This is a genomic window from Deinococcus arboris, from assembly GCF_009755355.1.
GTDB classification, from domain to species: Bacteria; Deinococcota; Deinococci; order Deinococcales; family Deinococcaceae; genus Deinococcus; species Deinococcus betulae.
Genome location: NZ_WQLB01000038.1, coordinates 23,206 through 44,853, shown reverse-complemented (window position 1 = coordinate 44,853; position 21,648 = coordinate 23,206). Strand labels below are relative to the sequence as shown.

Sequence of the window (21,648 nt, the reverse complement as noted above, 5' to 3'; positions counted from 1 at the left end):
AAGGCGCCCCACAACCCACAAGCCCCAGCCGCCCCCCGTGGGCGGTTTTTCATTCCCCTTTGGAGACCAATCATGGAAGACTACCGAATCCGCGTGCTGTCCCCAGACGGCACGGAGAAACACATCCGCGAACTGGACCCGCCCACCGGCACGCCCCTGTACCTCATGGGTGGCCCACGGCGCATGGAGGTGGGGCCACTGAACGACTGCCGCGAAGCCACCTTTGAGGGTGACCCGGCTACGCTGGGCATCGGGCCCCGCGACACGGTGCAGGTGCAGTACCGGCCAGCAGGGACCGGCCCGTGGCTGAATAAATACGCGGGTATAGCCGTCATCACGGGCAGCGCGCGCAGCGAGGTGGGGCGCTACAAGCTCCAAGGCTTCAAGATTCGGCGGCTGACCGAAGTGGAGGCCCGTACCCTGCTGGCTGAAGCGGACCTAGGTGCCCAGGTGCGGCAGCTGTTCACCGATCTGATCAGTTCTGGCCAGCTGGGCAGCACGCTGCTGGCCCCCACCACCGCCACGGTGCCCGACCTGAACAAATCGAGTCCGGCCATCCACGGCAACCATTGGAAGGTGTCCAAACTGATTGAGGAGCGGCTACGCGGCCGATCCGAGAGGACACAGGCTCTTCTCAATGCAGATGGCAGCAGCACGGTCAAAAAGACCAATCCCGACTGGGGTGTGAACCCAGATCTGCGCCCGGTCTTCGGCTACCCCACAGGGACGCTGGCCATTGACGAGGCCACTGAGGGCGTGGAAATCGACGGCCTCGATACCGACAGCACCCTGCTCGTGACTGACGTTCGGGTGACCTTCGCGCAGACGGTCCTGACGACAGGCGTGGAGAACTTTGCGAATGGTGCCGGCACGGTGCCCTACCGCGATGCCCGCGCGCCTCTGACCCATGCGCTGAACGTGGCGCCGCACAGCTACGGCGAGGCCTGGCGCGGCTTGCCGCTGCCCGCTGACCCCGCGCTGTTCGAACGATTGGTGGCCAGTACCGTCGAGGTCTACGCCACGGGCTTCGTGCGGCAGGGGGCACCGAATCCACCGAACACCACGGTAGGCGTCAGTGGGCCATCTGGTGCGCTCTGGGATGGGGACAGTGGTACCAGCCTGACCCTCACGCCCCCGCCGGACATCGTGGTGAGCTACTACAGCGTTCTGCTGACCTTCCCAGAGACAGCGCCCTTGCCCGATGGCTGGGAAGTGAAGGTGGAAGGTGGCACGGTCTCAGGCCTGAACATCACCGCCACAGACGGCAACCTGGCGCCGAACAACGGCGCGCGGCTGGCCAGCGTGGCCAGCGAGGGGCCACCGACCGCTGCGGGCCTGGCCCTGATGGGTGACACCTCCCAAGCCCGGCTGGCCGGCGCCTGGACGACAGGTGGGGTCTATGACAAGACCCGCAGCGCTTCATTCCTGGTCAAGCCCAACGATCCGGACGCACCCGTCAAGCTCTCGGCCGGGACGCTCATCCGGGCCAGCCCCTCGCTCATGGGCCAGCGCCACGCCCCTGGCCCGCGTGCCCACCCTGAACCCCGTCGTGGCCCGGCTGCCTGGCTGGAACTACAGCCCAGCAGCGAAGGCCGTCCTCACCCTACGCGACCCGTTAGGCGCGGTGCTGGAAACCCGTGAGCTGCCCATTGAGCTACTGGTCTATGACACCGACGAGGACGGCGAACTGTACACCGAGGTGAGGTGTGGTCAGCGAGACGAAGCGGAAGCGCTGAGTTTCACGGCCGCCATCTCTGCCCGTGACCAGGACGCCACGACAGACGCGGTGCGCGCCAGCACCTAAAGGAGGTCTATGAACATCACCCGATTGCCAGCGATTCCGCCTCCCCCACAACCCAGCCAAGCCTTGCCCCCCGCGATCACCTCGGGGGGTATCACTTACCCCCTGAGTGGCGGCGCCGTCACCGTGACACGCGGCGCCATCACCACGCCGTTGAACGTCACGCCGCGCCAGACCGCGCGAGGCCGCACCTGGGCCAGTGGCAGCCGCACCGCCAAGGCGGTCAGCGTGACGCTGACCTTTCAGGTGGAAGCCAGCAACGCCGAGACCCTGGCCGCCCTGGCGAACCAGTGGCACGCCCTGGCATTGCTGGCCTCTGCGTATTGGGAGGGCATCAGCGCGCTGACCATCCTGGAACCTACAGAATCCCAGGAACCGTTCGGCGAGGGACTGACCCGGACCTTTACCGTCACCTACCTGCTGGCCGGGCCGCTCTGGGCAGCGGAGGGGCATGACCCGCACCCGGCGCCGTTGGCCGGGGACTTGAACCTGCCGCCAATTGGGTCTGGCACACCGCAGTGGGGGAACCTATGGACATAAAAGCCACGCAGCTGGACGAGCTGCCAGATGATCTTGAACCCGGCACGCTGTATCTCATCCGCCAGCCAGGTGGCACTTGTGCCCTCTTCGTGACGGGCCTAGACGGCATCCCCTACCGCGTGGTGGGCCCAGCCGACAGCGGCACCCCACCCCCCACCGAGGTCACCCGCAGCGGCCCGATCACAAACCGGCTGACGTTGACCGGCCCCAGTGACGTGCGGCAGATCATCCGGCCTTCGGTCAACATTCCCCTGACCAGCGTGCTCATCGAGAACGCCAGCAAGTCTGGGAACGTGGCCATCGCTCTGATCGCCCTGAACAGCGCGGACCCCTCTTATGCAGCGGCAGCCGTCACCGAGGGCAGCCACCTGCGCGGCACGATGCCGGCGGGCGCCATGCTCTTGGCGGGGCGCGATTACTATCTGCATGTCGGCCAGTTGGGCAACGGCATCAACGGCACGGCCTACACCGGCTCCCTGAGCAGCATCCAGCTCAGCAGCGGCCACACCTGGACCGGGTTGGCCACCGTAGGCAACCCCAGTTACTACAGCGGCACCGCACAGACCGTCCCCGCCCCAGAAGCGCAGATTGCCGCCCAGTACGTGACGGGCGACATGACCGGCACCGACCGCAGTGGCCTGACATTCCGGGCTGTTGCGCCTGCCGTCGTGACGCTGGACCGTGCAACCCGCACGGTGACGACCAGCCTGCAGACCGAGCCCGGCGAGCCGACGGCGATCAGCAGCGGAGTCAGTGGGGGCGCGACCAACGGGGGCCGCAGCGCATTTGTCGAGTTGACACCCACTGAGACGGTCTACCTGTACGGTGCCAATGCCGCACATCAGTCGGGCAATACGGTGGTGCTCCAGGTGTGGGCTGCTGATGGCACCCTGCTGGGTCAGTCCCCCGGGGTGCCCAACGCCACGGATGCGCTGTTGCCTGCACCGCTGCGCCTGGATGCCGGGCAGACCTCCCGCATCGGGTACCGGGGGGCGCTGGCCCAGTCACAGTTTCGCCGGGTGGTCAGCAACACCCCACCCGTCTGGGACGGGTTCGCGGTGGGCAGCCTCTTCACCAGCGCTCTGGATGATCAGTTCCCCACGGTGGCCCTGAACGATGGCGGGGTACCGGCGTTCGATCTGCTGGTCGGGCAGCCGGGGGTGGCCCTGATCGGCCACCGGCACGCGCCAAGCGAGATTGAGGGTCTGCCCAGTATCCTCGCGGCGTACGGCGTGGAACTGGCGGATCACGAGACCCGACTGACCACACTCGAAACCGCGCCACCCAACGGTGGGAGCACCTTTGCGGCCTCTGACATCGTGGGGGCGGATGGGGGGGGCAGTGCGGGCACCTACCAGTATGTGAGCGGCGGTGTATTTACCATCATCAACTTCAACACCGTGCTCAGCGGCAGTGCGGCGAACTTCAACCTGAGCACGGACATCTGGACGTGCCCCACGACGGGTGAGTACACCATCGGCATTGGCATGCAGGCAGATCTACCGGGTGGCACGGAATACTACGTGTTCATCTACGTCAACGGCCAGAGGTCGCGGGACATCCTGCATGACCGCACGCCCAGTGCCGGCTATTACGGCGGGGCGAACTCGGTCAGCCTGCCCCTGAACAGCGGCGATCAGGTGACGGCCCGGGTGTATTTCGACCCCTATGGCGGCACGGTGGTGGGCCATACGTTCCGGACCTTCGCCAGTTTTACCCGAATTCGATAGGAGGACCCATGAAGCTGACCCCTGAACAAGTGGTGGCAGGGTTGCGCCAGCTGCACCCTGGCATTGACCTGATGAGTGATGTGGAGGTGCTGGCGGATGCGCGCGGCACCGTCGAGCTGCGTTGGCACCGGGACGGCCCGGCGCCAACCGAGATGGCCTTGTTGGCGGCGGCTGGCGTGGCGCAGGCACAGGAGGCAGCCCGGCGTGACCTGCGCGAGTGCCAGGCCCTGCTGGACGAGCGGGCCGCACTGCTGGTGCGCGCTCAGCTGACAGGCAACACGGTGGCCGAGGCTGAAATCAAGGCCGAAGCTCAGGACTTGCTGACCTATATGGAGGAGCTGCGCAATGCCCCCGACCCTACCTAAGCGCTGCCCGAACTGCGCGACCCGCTGCACGAAAACAGGTGCTGGCCTGGCGTACTGGAAATGCCCGTCGTGTGGCTGGACTGATGACCCTGAGGTGCTCCAGCCTCTCAACGTGCCGGAGGCTGAATCTGTAGCCAGCGACGCCCCCGACACAGCCATGTCCTGACTCACCCCCCTGCGCCCGCCCCCGGTTGCCAGCACGGGGGCGTCGTCATTCTTGCTGGCACTGGAGACCTATGCGCACACATTTTCATCGACTCTCCCTGTTTCTGACGGAGGGCCGCTTCTGGTATTTCCGGCTCTTCACCAGCTTGGCCACCATCGCCTTTGGCCTGGTCTGCCTCTGGCAGCCTGACCTCTTCAGTCAGGGCAAATCCTTCTCTGGCATGGTCTGGCTGCCCCAGTGGGTCTGGGGCCTCGTGGCTGTGGCTGCTGGGGCGCTGCTCCTGTGCGCGACTGCTGGCCGCTGGCGGCAACTTGCCTACCTGCTGGTCTTCTTCTTCCACATCAGCCTAACGATCAGCTTCGTGCTGGGCTCTGGCACCATTCTGACCGGCACCACCACCTACGGCTTACTCGCCCTGTTCATCGCCTACGCCGGCATCACGGAGCCGCAGCGCTTCCGGGGGGCCTAATGGAACCTGCTGTCATCACGGCCATCATCGGCGGCGTCGCGACCGTTCTGGTGGCGTACCTGGGCTTCTTGCACAACCGCCTCTCTGCGGCCAAATCCTCTGAGCAGGCCATGATCGAGCGTCTCGAAAAGCGCCTGGACAAACAGGACGGCGAGATCAAGGCCCTGGAACAGAAGCTGGCCAAGACCGAGCAACGCGCTGAGACGCTGGAAAAAGAGAACGACCAACTCAAGGAACGGGTGCGCAAAATTGAAGGTGAACGGCAAGCGGTCGGCCAGATCAACGCCACCCTGACCGCTGAGAATGACCGGCTGAAGGGTGAACTGGCCACAGCCGCACGGCACAGCACGGACCAGCTGACGCAGCTCAATGATCTGGAGTTCGAGAATCAGGCGCAGGCCCAGAAGCTTGCGGAGCAGGCAGGCACCATCGCCCAGCTGGAGAAGCTGGTCAGCGAGCTGAAGGCTCAACTGGGGCCGCAGGGCGCTGCCCCGGCGGGAGAGTTCGCATGAACCTGATCCTCACGCCTGAGCACATCCGCGCGGTGGCCACCAACCCCGCCCCAAACGGTGTGGTGCACGCTCTGGCTCCGGTCATTCGCCGGTTTGACATCGACCAGACCCCCGAGCGCCTGGGCATGTTCCTCGCGCAGTGGGGCCATGAAAGCAACTTTGTGGTGCAGAGCGAGAATCTGAACTACTCGGCCGAGCGGCTGTGTCAGGTCTGGCCGAACCGCTTCCCAAACATGGCCGCTGCCCGCCCCTACGCCCGCAACCCCCAGGCGCTGGCGAACAAGGTTTACAACGGCCGCATGGGCAACCGGGCAGGCAGCAACGACGGCTGGACCTTCCGAGGGCGCGGCTGGCCACAGCTGACCGGCCGTGACGGATACCGGGCGTACGGGCGCCTCGTCGGGCTGGATCTGGAGGGCAATCCAGACCTGTTATTGCGCCCGGAGGCGTCAGCAGCCGTGTGCGGAGCCTTCTGGACGCACAAACGCCTGAGAAGTGATCCGCGCAGCGCCAACCAAATGGCGGACCAGGGGGACATGGTGAGCGTCACCCTGCTGATCAACGGGGGTGAGAACGGCCTGCAGGACCGCCTGGCCCGCTACCGCCGCGTGATTCCCCTGCTGCGTGACCAGGCCGAGGCCCTGAAGGCACAACAGGCCGTGGTGTTTCCGGTGCAGACCCTCTTCGTGAACGGGGTGGAGTTGCCGCTGGGCAGCGCAACGATTGAGGGGGACACCATCACGCTGCCCAGTGGCACCCACCGGATCGTCAAACAGAATCAGGTGGGGACCAAGCTCTATGTCCAAACCAGTTGAGCCGCTTGGCCAGCGCGTGCGGCGCGTCATCATCCCCGGCACCACGGGTGGGTTCTACACCCTCACGCTGGGCGCGTTGGGCTTCCTGACGGTCCTGGGGGTGTACGTGCATTCGTACGTCACGGGGCGGGCCATGCCGGACCTGTCGGGCGAACTGCTGGCCGGTTCACTGGTGGCGCTGGGCGTGCATCAGGTGCGCGGCATCTCGGCTGACCGGGTGAACGCCGCCAACGGCTTGGCACCGGTGCCCATTGATCCCACGGCTCCAGCACAGCCAACCCCTGGGCCGCTGCCAGATCTCAGACCTACGGATTAGAGGCACGGACAACTTGCGACGAATCGCCCCCACCTTGCCTTCGGGCGGGTGGGGGCTTTTTTCTTGTCCACAGGCGGGCTGTGGATTGCTGTGGACTATTCCTCGCCGTAAACCTCGTGATAGGCGGCCCGGTGCTTCTCAAACGCGCGGTCATAGGCAGAGTACAGCCTCACCCGTACCCAACTTGCTTTCGTTATGGTCTAAGGCCTGATGAGGCCTGAATGGAAGCCGAAGGGGCCGACTGTCCTGCAAGTGCTTGCTCCGATTGTGTTCAGCCTGTTTGTGATTGGCTTTGTCTGCCTGGGAAGCGTGCCTATTCTCTTGGGTTATGCCGTTGTCGAAGCATGGAGTGGTCAGCGTGCAGAGGCCGGTGAGTACCTGGGAAGCGCGTTGAATGCCAGCTTTTTTGCGATCTTGACACTTGCCCCAGCCATGTACGCTTTTCGGCGGTTCATGAAAAACACAGACCCCGAGCCCCGGAAAACTGATCAGAGTAAGGCGGCCCGAGGGCAGATCGGTCCACGCAAGTAGGTGCGTGGCAGTCCCCACCAACAAGTGCGGGGCCGTCACTTCGCGGACCACGAGCAGCTGCACCTCGCCCTGGCCCACTGGATTGCCCAGCACGGCTGGCCCACCGAGATCGTCAGCGGCGCCGTACCAGGGGCAGACCGGCTAGGGGAAGAGTGGGCAGCAGAGAATGGTGTCCAGATCAAGCGCTTCCCGGCGGCATGGCGAGAGCACGGTAGACGTGCTGGACCCATCCGCAACGGGCAGATGGCGGCCTACGCAGACGGCTGCCTGGCCCTGCCCGGCGGCACCGGCACAGCGGACATGCTGCGGCGGGGCTGGTGGTGGTGGAGTGGTAGGGGAGAGGAAGCTGACCCTCAGAAAATGCTCACAAAAAGCTAGTTACAGTACGGGTTGCAGCAAAGTGGAAGTTCGGTGCGGAATTGCAGCACAGCCAAATGAAGAAAGCTCCGTCTGGGACGGAGCTTTCTCTGATGGTGCCGGTGAGGGGACTCGAACCCCTACGGTTTCCCGCTCGATTTTGAGTCGAGTGCGTCTACCATTCCGCCACACCGGCACAGCGGGCGAGGCGAATGCTAGCGCCCCAGCCCCCTGCTGGTCAAACAGGCTTGGCGTCCGCTTCGGGGACGGCTCCAATTCGTGCCCCCAGGTCCCGCCGGTATTGGGCACCTGGAAAACCCACGCGCCCTGCCAGGGCGTAGGCACGGCTAAGCGCGGCATTCAGGGTGGGCGCAGTTGCTGTCACCGCCAGCACCCGGCCGCCACTGCTCACGAGCTGCCCCCCGTCTTGCTGCGTCCCCGCGTGATAAATCACCTCGTTTTGAGCTTCCTCAGGCAGCGTCAGCGGCACTCCCTTGACAGGCTTACCGGGGTAACCGGGGGCGGCCAGAATGACCACAGCGCTGGCCTGATCAGTAAAACGGACTTCCTCGGGCTTCAGCTGTCCCCGCGCCGCGTCCAGGGCATGCTGGGCCAGGTCGCTGGCTAGCAAGGGCAACACGGCTTCGGCTTCGGGGTCGCCAAAACGGGCGTTGAATTCCACGACTTTTGGGCCAGTCGGCGTCAGCATCAGGCCCGCGTACAAGACGCCCTGAAATGGGTGGCCGTCGGCCTGCATGCCCCGCAAAGTCGGTTCGATGATGGTTCGCTTGACGTTCGTCAACATGTCTGCGTCCAGAGGGAAAGGGCAAATGACACCCATGCCGCCCGTCATGGGGCCGGTGTCGCCTTCAGAGATGGTTTTATGGTCCTGGCTGGGCGGGGTCAGGGCGTAGCGCTCTCCATCGGTCATGGCCAGTACCGTGACCTCCTGGCCCACCATGAAGTCCTCAAGGACAGCCTGGGCGCCGGCTTCGCTGAAAATCTCCTGCAAGGCCGCCTGCGCTTCTGCAAAAGTGTGTGCGATGGTCACGCCCTTGCCCGCTTTCAGGGCGGCGTCCTTCACCACGATGGGCGGCGTGAGGCTGCGCGCATAGCCCAGCGCCGTATCCAGGTCCTGAAAAGCCTGGTGCGCGGCGGTGGGAATGCCGTGGCGAACCATGAATGCCTTGCTCCAGGCCTTGTCGCTTTCCAGGCGACTGGCGGCACGGTTGGGGCCAAAAGCCGGAATGCCCAGAGCGGCACACTCGTCCACCACGCCCGCCGACAGGTAGGCTTCTGGCCCCACGATGACCACTTCTACGCCTTCTCGCTGCGCCAGGTGGGCCAGGCTAGGGGCGTCCTGGGCGCTGTCCAGCACCTGGGCCAGACGAGCAATCCCCGGATTTCCTGGCGTACACAGCACCTCGTGGCCCGCGCGGGCGCAGGCGTGGACGATGGCGTGTTCACGCCCACCGCCGCCAATGACTAGCACCCGCATCAGTAGCCTCCCGCCGCGCCGCGCACGGTCTCCCGCTGCCAGTACCGCATCAGGCCCTGCACACTCATCCAGGGTGGGCAGGCAAAGTCGTAGCGGCCGGGCAGATCAGGAGCCTCGGCCCGCAGGTCGGCCATCAGCTCGCCGGTAAAGGCGGCGTTGATGGTCTCGAAGTCCTGGCCCGCTGCCAGGCCGGCGCGCACCCGTTCGGCGTCGGCAGTCATGGTGCGGCGTAGGCCCGCCCAGTGGTCCAGAGTCTTGGGATAGGTGCCAAAGTGCGCGAGGTGAAGGCGCGTGGCCTCCAGCGCTTCCAGGGTGTCCAGACTGGTGCGCCACGCCTTCAGGTCAATGTCTGGGGGCGGGGTGGGGGCGCGGGGGGTCTGCGTTTCCGTCAGGCGGATGCCTCCCGTATCCCCCACGAAGAGCTCGTCCCCGCTGTGGTAGGCCAGATGGTGCGAGGCGTGACCAGGCGTGGCGATGGTCTGCACCTCTAACTCGCCTAGGCGGAGCCTCTCGCCGCCTTTCAGGGCGGTGAGGCGCGCCGGGGCAATGGGCCGCATGCCCCCCCACAAACGTTCCATCTGGTCACCGTAAATCTGGCTGGCACTGGCCAGTAGCCGCTCAGGACGGGCCAGATGCCCGGCGCCACGTTCATGGACATAGGCGCGTGCCTGAGGCACCTGGGCCAGCACCTCACCAGCACCGCCCGCATGGTCCAGGTGAATATGTGTCAGCAGAAGGTGCCGCACGTCCTCTAGCCGCGCACCTAGGGCTTCAAGGGCCACGCGCAAGGCCGGCAGGGTGCTGGCAGGGCCGGTGTCCACCAGGGCCAGGCCGTCGCCGGTGTCAAAGACAAACGACGCAATCACGCCAGGAGTACCCAGAAACAGCAGATCAAGCGCCTGCACGGTGGAGGCGGTGGCCGTCATGCGTTGCCTGTCAAGCGGGCACCCAGGAGGAGCGCTGCCAGTGCGTATTGAACGCCAGCAATCATCCGGAGCATTTGGGCGCTGGGGGCAGACTTAAGCGGCCCCAGCGCCAGCGCCAGAATGCCTGTGGCGCTCAGAAGAATCACGACAAAAAACACCCACAGTCCCATGCCTGTCAGCATAGCGTTCTGCCAGAGCCAGCAGCTCTGACCTGCGCGTCTTAAAAGGCGTTGAGCCAACGCTTGCCCAGGTAGCATTTGGTCCTTTTACACTGCGGCCATGTCACTGACTGTTGGAGACCATCTGCCCCGCCTGACCGCCGAGCAGGACACCGGTCTGGCCTATGCTCCGGCACAGGGCCGCTGGCGCGTGCTGTTCTTCTTTCCGAAGACTGCGACCACCCACTGCCAGCTGCAGGCGCGGCGCTACCAGGCGCTGTACCCACAGTTTCAGGCCCAGGGGGTGGATGTCGTGGGCATTAACGGCGACCCCCGTCAGGAACAGGCCCGTTTCAGAGATGTTTGCAAGCTGGATTATCCACTACTGGATGACCGCAAGCAGGTTGTCAGCAGTCTGTTTGGCGTACTGGACGACCCCTGGCCCGGCGAGGATGTGCGCCGCCCCCGCCGCGAGACCTTTCTGGTGGCGCCAGACGGCGTGATTACCGACCACTGGAAAGAGGTTATCCCTGGCCAGGATGCCGAAACGGTGCTGGCGCAGGTGCAGGAGCGGCTTGGGGCAGAGTTGACAGCGTAGAGAAATGAGCAGTAGAGGCCACCTCTCTTTAAGAGAGGCGGCCTCTATTCAGATCGGGCTTACGAAGCGTTGCGCTTCACAACAATAATACCGCCCTGATAATACCGCGTTACACCCGTGACCAAATCCTGAACGATATAGTCAATCCGGTAACTTCCCTCATCTGCGAAGCTCTGTGTCAATTGGATGGTTGAGCCTGCGGAGAACACAGGGTCAAGCCGCTGACGCGTCGGAATCAACGTGTTCGTGGTGTTGTCGTACGCCAGGGTAGAGACGCGCACGCGGTTGACCGTTCGGCCAGGCACACTGCCGTCACTGCCCGGAATGACCCAGCGGGCGCTGCGAATATTAAGCTCTCCGGGCCGGGTGTCTTCCACGATGTTGTCCACAATGGACTGTTCTGCTAGCCCGGCGATATCACTGTCCACTGTAGCCCGGGAGACACGAACCGGCATTTCCTGAACGTTGGAGTTTCCACTGCCGTCTGAGGCCGTGACGCGGAGCGAGTAATTGCCGTTCTGCACGTAAGGCTGGGCATCAAGCAGAGCGCCAATTTCGAAAATGCGGTAGACAACGCCCGCGACATTCACCGGGATATTGTGAGTGAATGGTGACGCTGGGCACGACTGAGTGGGCAACGCTGTCGCAACATCGCAGATGAAGTCCACACGGATATCCGTGATCCCGCCGTCGTCACTGCCCTGAATCTCCAGTGCCGAATTGCGCGAGAGAATGGAACGGGTAGCGCCCGCGTATGGATCTTCGACGTACGCCGGCATCAGAACACTCAGGGCAGGCGGTTTGGTGTTGTTGACCTTGGTGGTAATGGGTGTTGCCGCATTCAACGTCCGGGTGGAGTCATCAGTCAGCACAGCCTGCGCTGTTGCGGTAATGGTATAGGCATTGCTTGAAAATTCAGACCCAATCAGGTCAAGCGGGATATACGCTTCAAAAATCCCCTCACTGACACGGTTCGCCTTGCCATAGGTGGTTTTGACAATCCGTCCCTGGAAGTCGCGCACATCAAGGCGCACGTCGTTGCTCCCGTTGAATGGGGTCAAGGTAAAGGCCGAGGTGGATTGACGCAGCTGGACACGAACGGTCACTGGTCCAGTGACCGTGGAGTTGGCATCTGGACTCAAGATGCTGATGGTGGGCGCCGAGATATTGCGAATCTGTACCGTCTGAGGTGTGCTCTCACCACGCAGGCCGCTCTCTGTCAGGGCGATGATCTTTAAGGTGAGCGCGCCATCTGGATACTTCGAAGTGTCCACGCTGAAGCTGACGTTAGGATTGACGCTGGTGAAAGAGGTGTTGTCGATGTTCCCTTTACTGTCACTCACCTCAAGCACCAGGCTCTTGACCTTGCTGGTGACATCGAAGTTTCCCGACGCGGTGATACTCAGGCTGCCGCTGTAAGGCTGCGTCCCAGTGGTGTTAATAGTGAGCAGCGGCTTAGGCGCGGCTTCTGCAGGCTTTCCGTCGTCGCCGCCCTGAGCTGTGGAAGTGAAACTAAAGGGCAGGCCATTCTGCGTGCCATTGAACTGCACAGTCACCGGCAGATTGCTCGCGCTGGGGTTGGCGCTCAGGACCTTGGCAAACAGCTCTGCGTCAGAGAAGGTCTTGCTGAGTGTACGGTCAGCGTAAATCGTGCCGGAATCGTTAAAATTGCAGGCTGCTGACGGGTTGCTCGTTGCTGCGGCGCAGGTGAGGCCAGCTGGCAGCGTGAACGATGGCACGCTCACCGTTTCGCTCTTGGCCGTCTTGGTCGTCGTGTCTGTCCAGGTTAATGTGGCGCTATTGATGGTGACTTCACGCCCGCCCGCCTTGTTGGTAAAGGCATATGTGGTGGTGCCAGCGAGCTGACCAGCAGTCGTCGTCACGCTCGTCTTATTGGGTGAAACGGTTACGGAAGCGTTGCTGCCGCCTGGCGTGCCTGTGGTGTTGCAGGCCGCCAGCAGCAGGGGCAGGGACAAGAGAGCAGCTTTCTTCATGCAGGTTCCTCCGGAGCAGGAGCGTCTTTGAGGTGAGGATTAAGAATATAAAAGGCCAGGCGCTTCATGCCCGCGAGAAAGTCAACATTCTCCACAATCACACCACGCCACTCATCACTGATTTCTTGCTGACCCGCCCGTTCGGCTCCTCTGGGCTGAATGACCGTGGGGGCAAAGTTCAGGATGCCTTTGACCCCGGCGTCAGCCAGAGCCTGCGCGGCGTCCTGGGCGCGCTCGGGCGGCACAGCCAGAAAGCCCATATCCACGGCGTTCAGGCGCGTGAACTCGCTCAGGGTATCAATATGGTCGACCTTCAGGCCGCGCACTTGCTGCCCAACCAGATCCGGGTGAACGTCAAACAGGCCCACATATTGAAACTGATAGTCACTGGCCCCCGGATAGTTGGCAATGGCCTGACCCAGACGGCCCATGCCAACAATCACCACGTTCCACGAGCGGTTAAGGCCCAGCACCCGCACCAGTTCGCGCTTCAGGATGGGCACGGTGTAGCCCATGCCGCGTGTCCCGAAGCGCCCAAAATAAGCCAGATCCTTGCGGACCTGAAAGGCCGTCACCCCGGCGCGCTCGGCCAGGTCGTTGCTGCTGGTGCGGCTCACGTCCTGCAGTTCCAGGCTTTCCAGAATACGCAGGTAGGTGACGAGGCGGCTGATGGCGGCGGTGGGAATCTCGGCCACTTCAGCGCACCCGGAAACTGTCGAGGCCGTTGTCGTTCAGGCGGCCTTCGGTGCGGCCCAGGGCGTCGCCGGTGTAGGGGCCAACCAGCACCGTCACCTTACGGCCTTCAGGGGCGCTGACGGTGGGGGCGTAGCCCAGGTCGCGCAGCTGCTGCACGAGGTTCTGGGCACTTTCTACCCGGTCAAAGGCCCCCACTTGGAGGTAGGTGGGGCCGTCAGGGGCTGGGGCAGGTGTGGTGGCCTGTGGGGCGGGGGCTGCTGTCTCTGGCGTGGTGGTCGCTGGTGCTGAAGTGGTCGGCGTGGCTGCCTCAGGCGTCGTCGCTGTGACGCCTGTCAGGCTGCGGCCTCTGGGTGGGTACAGCACGGCGCTCGGGTAGGCGCGTTGAATATCCGCCAGGGCCTGACGTGCGCTGGTCTCGTCACTGAAGGGCCCCAGCTGCGCCACCACCTGCGTGCCCAGATCAATGGGGTAGACCGTGTAACCCAGGGCGCTGACCCCGGCAGCAGCGCTGCGGGCCCCCTCCTCACTGCCAAACGTACCCAGGCTGATGCGGTAGTCGCTGCGCAGTGGCACCCGCTGTTCAGAGGCTGCCACTGCGCCGCCCGTGCGGGGCGCCGGCGTGGTGGTCGGAGTCGCGCCGTCTTCTTCCGTCGCTGCTTCGGTATTGGCCCCAGCAGGCGCAGGTGTCTCCTGCGTGACTGGCGTTTGCAGCGCCGGGTCCGGTTGACCGATAGGCGCCGCCTCAATCACCGGGGCTTCTTCTGTGGGAGGTGCGGTCACGGGCGCAGCAGCTTCCGGAGAGGCCGTCTCGGTGCCTGCGCTGACGGCTGCGGTCTCGGTGGTGGCCGGTGCTGACGCCTCGGTGCCGGGGGCGCTGGGGATGGTTGGGGTCACGGCGGGGGCCGACCCCTGCGGGGCACTTTCAGAGCCGCCGCGCAGCAGCACGGTGCCAAACCCGCCCACCAGCAGGACCACCAGGGCGCCAATCATGACATCTGGCCAGCGGCGGGCTTTGCTACCGGGTTTGACCTGGGGACGGCTCACCTCAGCGCCCCCTGCGCGCGGGTGTTGCCCAGGGCTGCAGCGGTACGCAGTGAGGTCCGGGCCTCGGGTTCACGTGACTGGGCCCGCTGGGTCAGGCCAAGCAAGTACCAGGCCTCAGCGTTTTTGGGATCGTCCGTGACCAGGCCGCGCAGAATGGCCTCGGCCTCGGGGTAGCGGGCGCTGGCCAGCAGGGCGCTGCCCAGGTTCACGCGGGCGGTCACGCTGGGGCTGAGCTGCACACTTTCGGCCAGGGCGCTGGCGGCGCCAGCGTAGTCCTTCTGGGCGTAGGCGCTCAGGCCCAGCCACAGGGCTGTGTCAGCGTTCGGGGCGCGGGTCTGGCTGGACCGCAGCGCCGTGCGCGCCTGCGCGTACTGGCCCTGGCGGTAGGCGGCTACCCCCTGCACGAACAGGGCGCGGGCCAGGGTGGCGTCGTCGGGGCGCAGGGTCAGGGCCAGCGCCGCGTCGCGCGCGGCCTCGGCGTTCTGATTCAGGGTAAGGCGCACGCCCGCCAGCGCCGCGCGGTAAGCCGCATTTTGCGGGGCCAGTTTGACCGCGTTTTGCAGCGCAGTCAGGGCGCCGGGGCGATCGTTGCGCAGGGCGCGCAGCTCGCCCTCGCGGGCAAAGGCGGCGGCGTTGCGGCTGTCCTCGCGGCCAGCGTCGCGCGCAGCAAACACGGCGGCGCGGGTGTCGCCCGTGGCGGCCAGGATGTTGGCCTTCCGCAGCAGGAGGACGGAGCGGTCGCCGCCGTTCTGCACCCGGCCCGCCGCCGCGTCCAGTTCGCGGATAGCGCGGTCCGGGAGGTTCTGGGCCACATAAATGTCGGCGAGCAGCAGCGCCGCGTCCACGCGGGTCGGCGCCTTTTGCAGCAGGGCGTACACGCCGGGCAAGGCCGCTGTCCCCTGACCACTGAGGGTGCGGGCCTGGGCCAGGCGGTAGGCCACGTCCAAGTCATCGGGGACGAGCACCGCCAGCGCCGCCAGAGAGGTGCTCAGGGCGGCAAAGTCGGCCTTGCGGGTCTGCTCGGCGGCCAGGGCTTCGAGAACCTGCCGCTGGGCGGCGGGGGTGGCCTGGCCGGCCATCAGGGTGGCGGCCTGGGTAAACAGCGTGAGGGCCTGGTCGCGGTTGCCCTGACGTGCGGCGATGACGCCCAGGTTGTACGGCCCTTCAAAGCGGGTGGGGGCCAGAGCCTGAAACTGCTGAAATTCAAAGGTGGCGCCGCGCTCGTCGCTCAGGGCGAACAGCGTCAGGGCCAGCCCGAAATGAGGCTCGGGGTTGGTGTAGTTCTGGGCCAGAACCGCTTCAAACTGCGTGCGGGCGCGGGCGTAGTCCCCAGTCTGGTAGGCGGCGCGCGCCTGGTCCACTTGGGTTTGCTGCTCGGCAGTCAGGGGCGTCACCGTAACCGCCGGCGCCGTGGTGGTCGCCTGACCAGTCGCGGCGCTGCCCGGAGCGCCCGGCACTTGCAGATTCTGGGCACTTTGCAGCGCGCCCTGCGCCGAGGTCGTGCCGGCCGATTGCAGGGTGTTCTGCACGCCGATGGTGCTGACCGTTTCGATCATGGTCTGCGCGGCCCCAGACGTGGCCAGTGCCAGGGCCAGCCCCAGCAGAACCGCTTTCGTGTGTTGCGTCACCTTGATGGCCTCCTGATGTGCGGAAAACGCCTGTAGCCTAGCATTAACGTCTCTCGGAACCCTTACTCATGTGCGGGGCTGCTCCCTGGCCTCAGGCCGCGCCTGTGACGGCTGCGGGGCGCTTTAAGGCCAATTGCCCGCAGGCGGCGCCAGCGTCGCGCCCACGTGAACGGCGCACGCTGACATCCACCCCGCGCGCTTCCAGAATGTCGTAGAAGGTCTGAATCTGCTCCTCGGTGCTGCTCTCGAAGTTCGAGCCCGGCCAGGGGTTCATGGGAATCAGGTTGACGTGGCTGACCAGACCGCGCAGCAGCTCGGCCAGGCGCTCGGCCTGCCAGCCGTGGTCGTTGAGTCCCCTGAGCATGGTGTATTCCATCGTGATGCGGCGCCCCGTCACGTCCTGATAATCGCGGGCGGCGGCCATGATCTCTTCGATAGAGTTGACGTGCCCGGTGGGAATAATCTGGCGCCGGGTGTCCTCGTCGGGGGCGTGCAGGCTGATGGCCAGTTTGATGCCCAGGTCATCCTCGGCGGCCAGGCGGCGAATCCCCTTGGCAATGCCCACCGTGGAGAGCGTCACGCGGCGCTTACTCATGCCCAGCGCCTGCGGGTGCAGCAGAATCCGCGCGGCCTGCATGGTGTTCTCGTAATTGAGCATCGCCTCGCCCATGCCCATGAACACGAGGTTACGAATCTCGCGCGGGGCGACGTCCTCGCCGCCCGCCACCGCCAGCACCTGCCCCACGATCTCGCCGGGGGTGAGGTTGCGGCCAAAGCCCATCGCCCCGGTGGCGCAAAAGGCGCAGCGGGCCGGGCAGCCGACCATAGTGGACACGCAGATGGTCTTGCGGTCCAGGTAGGGCATGTACACGGCTTCCATCTGGCGGCCGTCGTGCAGGGTAAACAGGTATTTGACGCTGCCGTCGCTGCTGCGCACCGTTTCGATCAGCCGAAACGGATTGAGGTGATACTGCGCCCCCAGTTCGGCGCGGGCCGGGCCCGGCAGGTTGCTCATGGCGTCAAAAGTGCCCACGCCCTGCCCGAAGACCCAGTCGAGCAGCTGCCGCCGCCGGAACCCCTCCAGGGGGTAGGCGTCGGGGTGAAGGTCGAGAAGAAGCTCCATGCCAGGTAGTGTACGGGTCAGCCGCGCCCCGCTTCCGTGAAGTCCTCGGGGATAAGAAGGGCGTGGGGTCAGCAGAACGCGGTAGGGCAGGCAACGAGGCCAGCTATCTCTCTGATCAATTTGGCCTGAGAAGCTTCAGAGGGCAGGTTTTATTTTCCTGCGGCCTGCGCTTCGTGCCTTGCTTCTGGTTCCTGCACCACCCGGCCCCCGACCCAGACCTCAGTGCCGCCTGCGGTGGCGGCAAACTGGGCGCTCAGTCGGGCTGGCTGGCCAGGCATCCGCTGGGCCGCGCGCAGGAGGTTGGTGTCGGCCGGCAGGTCGCCGCGCGCGCCCAATGTGCCCACCAGGCAGGCCAGCATATTGCTGCTGGCGGCGTCCTCGGCAAAGCCGCGCAGCGGGGCGAAGGCGCGGAAGCTGACCAGGGCGCGGTCAGGCCCACCCGGCGCGTGCAGCACCAGGCCGGTGGTGCCCGTCGCCTGACCCAGGGCGCGGATGGCCCCGTCATCCGGCGCGAAAGCGTCCAGTGTGGCCAGACCGTTCACCTGAACCACCAGCGTGGGCCGCTCGGTCTGGGCCAGCCAGGGGTCCTGACCAGCCAGGCCGATGGAGGAGAGGTCGGCCGTCATCGGCCGCGCCTGCACCTCGCCCTGCCGCAGCAGCCATTCGCCGCCGCACAGCTGCGCAGCCTGGTCCTCGGCGCCCGGTCCCTCGCCCTGGGTCACGGTCAGCAGGTCGCTGAGAGGCAACTGGGTCTGAAGAACCGTCAGGGCCGCCAGCGCCGCACTGTCCGAACTGCCCTTCTCACGGGCAGGCGTGAACACGCGCAGGTGAACGGCGGCTGGTTCGGCCGCCTCCACGAAGACGCTCAGGGGCGTGCCTGCGTGGGCAGCGGCGGTTTGAGGGTCTGTGACGGCTCTGGGAAAGACGGTGACAGCCTTGCCCCCTTGCCCGTCTAGACCCGTAAAGACACGGCGGCGCGTGCCTGCTGAGGAAAGCAGAGCAGTCGTCAGTCTGGAAGCGTTCATTAGACCATTCTTCAGGACGCGCCCGCCTGCATGGCAAGGAGGTATTGACGTGTGCCCTGGGCCCGCACCCACAGGGCCAGGGGACGCCCCAGCCGCCGCAGGCCGTGGGCCGGGCAGGAGTCGGAACACCACCTTGTCGTCTTCCTGCCACTCCACGAGAAACAGTCCCTTGCCGTGTTCCGGGTGACCCGGCAGGGTGGTGTACACGAAGCCCCAGCGGCGCGGCTCGTCAATGATCTGCGTGACGCGGCAGCCAAACGCCAGGCGCAGTGGGCTGCGCGGTCCCGCCTGAAGACAGACCAGGACAGTCAGGCCCACGGCAGGCGGAGTGTCTAGAACGACCCGGAGCCAGCCCGAACGGTGCGTCTGCCAGCCGCGCAGAGGTGCGCGAGCCCGCCTAAAAGTGCCTTCGCCCCGGCCCAGGTCGGCCTGAGCCGCCTGCACCGCGCCCTCAGCCCAAGTGGTCAGGGGCGCCGCGCTCAGGCGCCGCCGCATGCGCGCCAGTGCGGCGGGCGTGTTGAGAACCAGGGGCAGACCTCTCACGGAAGAGGCGCGTCGCTGAGCGGCCGTCCGGGTCGCCCGTTTCCTTTACGCACTCACCCATTCCCGCAGCACCTGCTCCAGATGCTCGTCATCCAGCTCATTGTGCTCGGCCAGCGCCTTGATGTGGTCCGTCACGCGGCGCAGGGCGTCCTCGCCGTAGTGCAGACCCAGTTCGCGCGCCCGGTAGGCAATCGCGTGCTTGCCGGTGACCTTGCTGCCCGCCTGAATCCGCCGCCCCACGCCGAACACGCCCGGTGGAATGGCCTCGTAGGCGCCGGGGTTCAGGTAGATGGCCTTGAGGTGCATGCCGGCTTTGTGGTTGTAGGCAAATTCACCGGTCAGGTAGTTGTTCCAGGGAATCGGCAGGCCGACCATGCGGGCGATCATGGCGTCCAGTTCGGGCAGGAGGTCGAGGTTGTACTTGGCCATCAGGCCGTGCGGGTCAAAGGTGAACATCCGCGCCAGAAAGCCGCCCAGCGGCGTAATCCCGTTGCGCTCGCCAATGCCCAGGATGGTGGTGTCAATGTGGGTCGCGCCGGCCTCGACGGCCTCGTAGGCGTTGCTGACCGCGCAGCCGGTGTCGTTGTGGCCGTGGAACTCAATGCCGCAGTCCTCGTGAATCACTTTGCGGACCTCGCGCACCAGGGTGTAGACCTGGCGGGGGGTGGCCACGCCCACCGTATCCGCCAGCCCGACCCGGTGAACCCCCAGGTCAGAGACCGCCCGGTAAACCGCCATCAGGTCCGCCTCTTCTGAGCGGAAGGTATCCTCAGCGGAAAAGCGAATCTGAAGCTGAGGATGATTGGTCTTGATCCAGCCAATCACCTCCTGCGCCGCCTCGATAATCTGCCCGATGTTCTTGCCGTGGCTGAATTCGCGCAGGAAGGAACTGGTGCCGAACAGCAGGTCCAGGCCGTCTACACCCGTGTCTACCGCCCGCCGCACGTCTTCCATGTGGCAGCGCACATGGGTCAGGAACTTGGCCTTGAGCCCCAGCCCGGTCAACTGGCAAATGTCGGCGCGGGTCTGTGCGCTGACCATCGGCGTCGTGACTTCAATGAACTCGGCCCCGAAAGCGTCCAGGGCACGGGCAATCTCGATTTTGTCGGCCGTCCCGAAGTTTCCACGGGCAAACTGCTCGCCTTCCCGCAGCGTGGAATCAATGATGGCCCAACTCGTGGCGGGAATCAGGGGGGCGGGCAGATCGGTGATGGGGTCGGCGTCCTGGGTCATGGGGGTCTCGCTGGAGGGCATTCTGGTGCCTATCTTGTTAAATGTCAAGAAAAAGAGTTAAAGTATTTCCAAGTGAAAAGAATGGTCGCGTTTGTCACCTCGGTCATCTGGCTGATTCCTGGTCCTGTTCGGGCGTGTAGGGTAGGGGCATGTCTGCCGAAGCAGTTCTGACGCCGCCCCCTTCTGAATCGTTCAAGAGCCCAGCCCGTCAGATTGCCGATATTGCTGTGCCGGTCAGCCTGGAGATGGTTATTCAGCTGGTCCTGACGTTCGTCAACCAGATCATCGTGGGCACCCTGGGCGCGGTGGCGGTGGCAGCGGTCGGCCTGAGCGGCAGCCTGGGGTTTCTCTTCTTTGTCACGCTGGGGGCGCTGGGCACCGGGACCAGCATTCTAGTGGCCCGGCGTCACGGCGCGCAGGACACCGCCGGCGTCAACCAGACACTGACCGTCAGTGTCCTGACCAGCCTGCTGCTGGCGCTGCTGCTGACCGTGCCCGTGGTCCTGGGCGCCGGTGCGCTGCTGCGCCTGGCCGGCGGCGAGGAGGCAGTGACGCAGGCCGCCATTCCTTACATGCAGGTGAGCATGCTGGCCCTGATTCCCGGCAGCCTGGCCTGGATCTTCAGCGGGGCGCTGCGCTCGCTGGGGCACGCGCGCACGCCGCTGGTGGCGACGGTCATCACGGTCATCGTGGAGAGCCTGGTGGCGCTGGGCCTGGTGTTCGGGGTGGGGCCGCTGCCGACGCTGGGCGTAGTGGGCGCCGCGTGGGCGCTGGTGGTGGCCAACGTGCTGAAGGTGGCGCTGCTGGCCTACCAGATCTATGGTCCGCGCCACCTGGCCGCCCTGACCCTGCCGGCCCGTGCGGCGTGGCGCACCATTGCTGGCCCCCTCCTCAAGGTCAGTGCGCCGATGGCCTTTACCGAGTTTGCGTGGAGCCTGGGCGGGTTTCTGTACGCTGCGGTCTACGCCCGCGTGGGCACGGCGGCCCTGGCGGCCAGTCAGATTGTGGGCACCCTGGAAGGAATTTTTATCGTGGGGTCGTTTGGCCTGATGAGCGCCGCGACTGTGTTCATCGGCCGCGCCCTGGGAGCAGGCGACCCGGCAGGCGCCCAGGTGTGGCTGCGGCGCATTGGCCGCGCCGGGCTGCTGACGGGTGCAGTATTTGGTTTGCTGTTTGCCGCCAGCGCCCTGCTGGTGCCGCCCCTGTTTCCGCGTGTGGGGGCCGAGGTGCATCAGATTGCGCTGTTCGGCATTCTGATCAGCGCTGTGACCCAGGTGGCCAAAGTGCGCAACATGATTATCGGCGGCGGCGTGCTGCCCGGCGCCTCTGATGGCAAGGGCGTCATTCTTGGGGATGTGGTGGGGGCGTTTGTCGTAGGGCTGCCGCTGGCGGTGGCGCTGGGCCTGTACTCACCGCTGGGCGTCTGGGGCGTCTTCCTGGGCCGCAGCGCCGAAGAACTGGTGAAGGTGGCCATCTTCGAATGGCGCCGCCGCCGCATTGACTGGGTGAAGCTGGCCCAGGAGCAGCAGGGCAAAGAAGTAGCGGCGCATTGAGCCTGGTGTTCTCGGCAGAGGAGAGAG

At 65.3% G+C, this 21,648-nt stretch carries 23 protein-coding genes and 1 tRNA gene; 13 read left to right on the top strand and 11 right to left on the bottom strand.

Translation table 11 applies throughout. From position 1 onward, the window contains the following. Positions 1–72 precede the first annotated feature (72 nt). The 11 genes from GO986_RS19765 (at position 73) to GO986_RS19720 (ending at position 7,623) form a co-directional block, all read left to right on the top strand. A complete protein-coding gene (locus GO986_RS19765) occupies positions 73–1,641 on the top strand; it encodes a hypothetical protein (RefSeq protein WP_157461239.1) in 1,569 nt (522 codons plus the stop codon). Beyond that, positions 1,625–1,804: a hypothetical protein gene (locus GO986_RS19760; protein ID WP_198170849.1), complete on the top strand. Its 180-nt coding sequence runs from the start codon at positions 1,625–1,627 to the stop codon at positions 1,802–1,804. Before GO986_RS19765 ends, GO986_RS19760 begins: the two co-directional genes overlap by 17 nt. 9 nt (positions 1,805–1,813) lie before the next feature. Continuing rightward, complete coding sequence (locus tag GO986_RS19755) at positions 1,814–2,341, top strand: hypothetical protein (RefSeq protein ID WP_157461237.1); 528 nt, start codon at positions 1,814–1,816, stop codon at positions 2,339–2,341. Beyond that, positions 2,332–4,071, top strand: coding sequence for a complement C1q domain-containing protein (locus GO986_RS19750; protein WP_157461236.1), 1,740 nt, complete (start codon positions 2,332–2,334; stop codon positions 4,069–4,071). The genes GO986_RS19755 and GO986_RS19750 overlap by 10 nt, the downstream gene beginning before the upstream one ends. A gap of 8 nt (positions 4,072–4,079) precedes the next feature. After that, positions 4,080–4,436 carry a hypothetical protein gene (locus tag GO986_RS19745; protein ID WP_157461235.1) on the top strand — a complete coding sequence of 119 codons (357 nt, stop codon included), beginning with the start codon at positions 4,080–4,082 and terminating at the stop codon, positions 4,434–4,436. A gap of 236 nt (positions 4,437–4,672) precedes the next feature. Continuing rightward, entirely contained in the window at positions 4,673–5,071 is a 399-nt protein-coding gene (locus tag GO986_RS19740; RefSeq protein ID WP_157461234.1) for a hypothetical protein, read from the top strand. After that, a complete protein-coding gene (locus tag GO986_RS19735) occupies positions 5,071–5,583 on the top strand; it encodes a hypothetical protein (protein WP_157461233.1) in 513 nt (170 codons plus the stop codon). Before GO986_RS19740 ends, GO986_RS19735 begins: the two co-directional genes overlap by 1 nt. Next, positions 5,580–6,398 carry a glycoside hydrolase family 19 protein gene (locus GO986_RS19730; RefSeq protein ID WP_157461232.1) on the top strand — a complete coding sequence of 273 codons (819 nt, stop codon included), beginning with the start codon at positions 5,580–5,582 and terminating at the stop codon, positions 6,396–6,398. Before GO986_RS19735 ends, GO986_RS19730 begins: the two co-directional genes overlap by 4 nt. Then, positions 6,382–6,714: a hypothetical protein gene (locus tag GO986_RS19725; protein WP_157461231.1), complete on the top strand. Its 333-nt coding sequence runs from the start codon at positions 6,382–6,384 to the stop codon at positions 6,712–6,714. The genes GO986_RS19730 and GO986_RS19725 overlap by 17 nt, the downstream gene beginning before the upstream one ends. A gap of 210 nt (positions 6,715–6,924) precedes the next feature. Then, positions 6,925–7,245 carry a hypothetical protein gene (locus tag GO986_RS22675; RefSeq protein ID WP_198170847.1) on the top strand — a complete coding sequence of 107 codons (321 nt, stop codon included), beginning with the start codon at positions 6,925–6,927 and terminating at the stop codon, positions 7,243–7,245. 24 nt (positions 7,246–7,269) lie between these two features. After that, a complete protein-coding gene (locus GO986_RS19720; RefSeq protein WP_157461230.1) occupies positions 7,270–7,623 on the top strand; it encodes an SLOG family protein in 354 nt (117 codons plus the stop codon). Positions 7,624–7,716: 93 nt separating this feature from the next. On the opposite strand, the gene GO986_RS19715 is transcribed toward GO986_RS19720, so the two are convergent. The 4 genes from GO986_RS19715 to GO986_RS22670 form a co-directional block, all read right to left on the bottom strand. Beyond that, positions 7,717–7,798, bottom strand: a tRNA-Leu gene (locus GO986_RS19715). A gap of 42 nt (positions 7,799–7,840) precedes the next feature. Further along, positions 7,841–9,100 (bottom strand): phosphoribosylamine--glycine ligase, encoded by a 1,260-nt coding sequence (gene purD, locus GO986_RS19710; RefSeq protein WP_157461229.1) that lies wholly within the window; start codon positions 9,098–9,100, stop codon positions 7,841–7,843. Continuing rightward, a complete protein-coding gene (locus tag GO986_RS19705; RefSeq protein WP_157461228.1) occupies positions 9,100–10,026 on the bottom strand; it encodes an MBL fold metallo-hydrolase in 927 nt (308 codons plus the stop codon). Before GO986_RS19705 ends, purD begins: the two co-directional genes overlap by 1 nt. After that, the gene (locus tag GO986_RS22670; RefSeq protein WP_198170845.1) at positions 10,023–10,196 is read right to left on the bottom strand and encodes a hypothetical protein; all 174 of its coding nucleotides are present in this window, start codon (positions 10,194–10,196) and stop codon (positions 10,023–10,025) included. The genes GO986_RS19705 and GO986_RS22670 overlap by 4 nt, the downstream gene beginning before the upstream one ends. 109 nt (positions 10,197–10,305) lie before the next feature. Here GO986_RS22670 and GO986_RS19700 point away from each other — a divergent pair, with 109 nt between their 5' ends. Then, entirely contained in the window at positions 10,306–10,782 is a 477-nt protein-coding gene (locus GO986_RS19700; RefSeq protein ID WP_157461227.1) for a peroxiredoxin, read from the top strand. Between the two features lie 59 nt (positions 10,783–10,841). Here GO986_RS19700 and GO986_RS19695 read toward each other — a convergent pair whose 3' ends face one another. The 7 genes from GO986_RS19695 to lysS all read right to left on the bottom strand — a co-directional run bounded on the left by GO986_RS19695 (position 10,842) and on the right by lysS (position 20,068). Next, entirely contained in the window at positions 10,842–12,776 is a 1,935-nt protein-coding gene (locus tag GO986_RS19695) for a hypothetical protein (protein ID WP_157461226.1), read from the bottom strand. Then, the gene (locus GO986_RS19690) at positions 12,773–13,471 is read right to left on the bottom strand and encodes a redox-sensing transcriptional repressor Rex (RefSeq protein WP_369409491.1); all 699 of its coding nucleotides are present in this window, start codon (positions 13,469–13,471) and stop codon (positions 12,773–12,775) included. Before GO986_RS19690 ends, GO986_RS19695 begins: the two co-directional genes overlap by 4 nt. A gap of 1 nt (position 13,472) precedes the next feature. Continuing rightward, positions 13,473–14,516: an SPOR domain-containing protein gene (locus tag GO986_RS19685; RefSeq protein ID WP_157461225.1), complete on the bottom strand. Its 1,044-nt coding sequence runs from the start codon at positions 14,514–14,516 to the stop codon at positions 13,473–13,475. Beyond that, on the bottom strand, positions 14,513–16,144 hold the full coding sequence (locus tag GO986_RS19680) for a tetratricopeptide repeat protein (protein WP_369409490.1): 1,632 nt from the start codon (positions 16,142–16,144) through the stop codon (positions 14,513–14,515). The genes GO986_RS19685 and GO986_RS19680 overlap by 4 nt, the downstream gene beginning before the upstream one ends. Positions 16,145–16,235: 91 nt before the next feature. Then, the gene (gene rlmN, locus GO986_RS19675; RefSeq protein ID WP_157461224.1) at positions 16,236–17,267 is read right to left on the bottom strand and encodes a dual-specificity RNA methyltransferase RlmN; all 1,032 of its coding nucleotides are present in this window, start codon (positions 17,265–17,267) and stop codon (positions 16,236–16,238) included. A gap of 149 nt (positions 17,268–17,416) precedes the next feature. Continuing rightward, the gene (locus tag GO986_RS19670) at positions 17,417–18,787 is read right to left on the bottom strand and encodes a DUF1990 family protein (protein ID WP_157461223.1); all 1,371 of its coding nucleotides are present in this window, start codon (positions 18,785–18,787) and stop codon (positions 17,417–17,419) included. A 93-nt stretch (positions 18,788–18,880) separates the two neighbouring features. Next, positions 18,881–20,068 carry a homocitrate synthase gene (gene lysS, locus GO986_RS19665; protein ID WP_157461222.1) on the bottom strand — a complete coding sequence of 396 codons (1,188 nt, stop codon included), beginning with the start codon at positions 20,066–20,068 and terminating at the stop codon, positions 18,881–18,883. A gap of 149 nt (positions 20,069–20,217) precedes the next feature. Here lysS and GO986_RS19660 point away from each other — a divergent pair, with 149 nt between their 5' ends. Continuing rightward, a complete protein-coding gene (locus GO986_RS19660) occupies positions 20,218–21,621 on the top strand; it encodes an MATE family efflux transporter (protein WP_157461221.1) in 1,404 nt (467 codons plus the stop codon). Positions 21,622–21,648 lie beyond the last annotated feature (27 nt).

Bases quoted from the DNA above. Each gene is read 5' to 3' on its own strand.
- GO986_RS19765 (WP_157461239.1), top strand. From the start codon at position 73: ATGGAAGACTACCGAATCCGCGTGCTGTCCCCAGACGGCACGGAGAAA.
- GO986_RS19755 (WP_157461237.1), top strand. From the start codon at position 1,814: ATGAACATCACCCGATTGCCAGCGATTCCGCCTCCCCCACAACCCAGC.
- GO986_RS19750 (WP_157461236.1), top strand. From the start codon at position 2,332: ATGGACATAAAAGCCACGCAGCTGGACGAGCTGCCAGATGATCTTGAA.
- GO986_RS19745 (WP_157461235.1), top strand. From the start codon at position 4,080: ATGAAGCTGACCCCTGAACAAGTGGTGGCAGGGTTGCGCCAGCTGCAC.
- GO986_RS19740 (WP_157461234.1), top strand. From the start codon at position 4,673: ATGCGCACACATTTTCATCGACTCTCCCTGTTTCTGACGGAGGGCCGC.
- GO986_RS19735 (WP_157461233.1), top strand. From the start codon at position 5,071: ATGGAACCTGCTGTCATCACGGCCATCATCGGCGGCGTCGCGACCGTT.
- GO986_RS19730 (WP_157461232.1), top strand. From the start codon at position 5,580: ATGAACCTGATCCTCACGCCTGAGCACATCCGCGCGGTGGCCACCAAC.
- GO986_RS19725 (WP_157461231.1), top strand. From the start codon at position 6,382: ATGTCCAAACCAGTTGAGCCGCTTGGCCAGCGCGTGCGGCGCGTCATC.
- GO986_RS22675 (WP_198170847.1), top strand. From the start codon at position 6,925: ATGAGGCCTGAATGGAAGCCGAAGGGGCCGACTGTCCTGCAAGTGCTT.
- purD (WP_157461229.1), bottom strand. From the start codon at position 9,100: ATGCGGGTGCTAGTCATTGGCGGCGGTGGGCGTGAACACGCCATCGTC.
- GO986_RS19705 (WP_157461228.1), bottom strand. From the start codon at position 10,026: ATGACGGCCACCGCCTCCACCGTGCAGGCGCTTGATCTGCTGTTTCTG.
- GO986_RS22670 (WP_198170845.1), bottom strand. From the start codon at position 10,196: ATGGGACTGTGGGTGTTTTTTGTCGTGATTCTTCTGAGCGCCACAGGC.
- GO986_RS19700 (WP_157461227.1), top strand. From the start codon at position 10,306: ATGTCACTGACTGTTGGAGACCATCTGCCCCGCCTGACCGCCGAGCAG.
- GO986_RS19695 (WP_157461226.1), bottom strand. From the start codon at position 12,776: ATGAAGAAAGCTGCTCTCTTGTCCCTGCCCCTGCTGCTGGCGGCCTGC.
- rlmN (WP_157461224.1), bottom strand. From the start codon at position 17,267: ATGGAGCTTCTTCTCGACCTTCACCCCGACGCCTACCCCCTGGAGGGG.
- GO986_RS19670 (WP_157461223.1), bottom strand. From the start codon at position 18,787: ATGCGGCGGCGCCTGAGCGCGGCGCCCCTGACCACTTGGGCTGAGGGC.
- lysS (WP_157461222.1), bottom strand. From the start codon at position 20,068: ATGACCCAGGACGCCGACCCCATCACCGATCTGCCCGCCCCCCTGATT.
- GO986_RS19660 (WP_157461221.1), top strand. From the start codon at position 20,218: ATGTCTGCCGAAGCAGTTCTGACGCCGCCCCCTTCTGAATCGTTCAAG.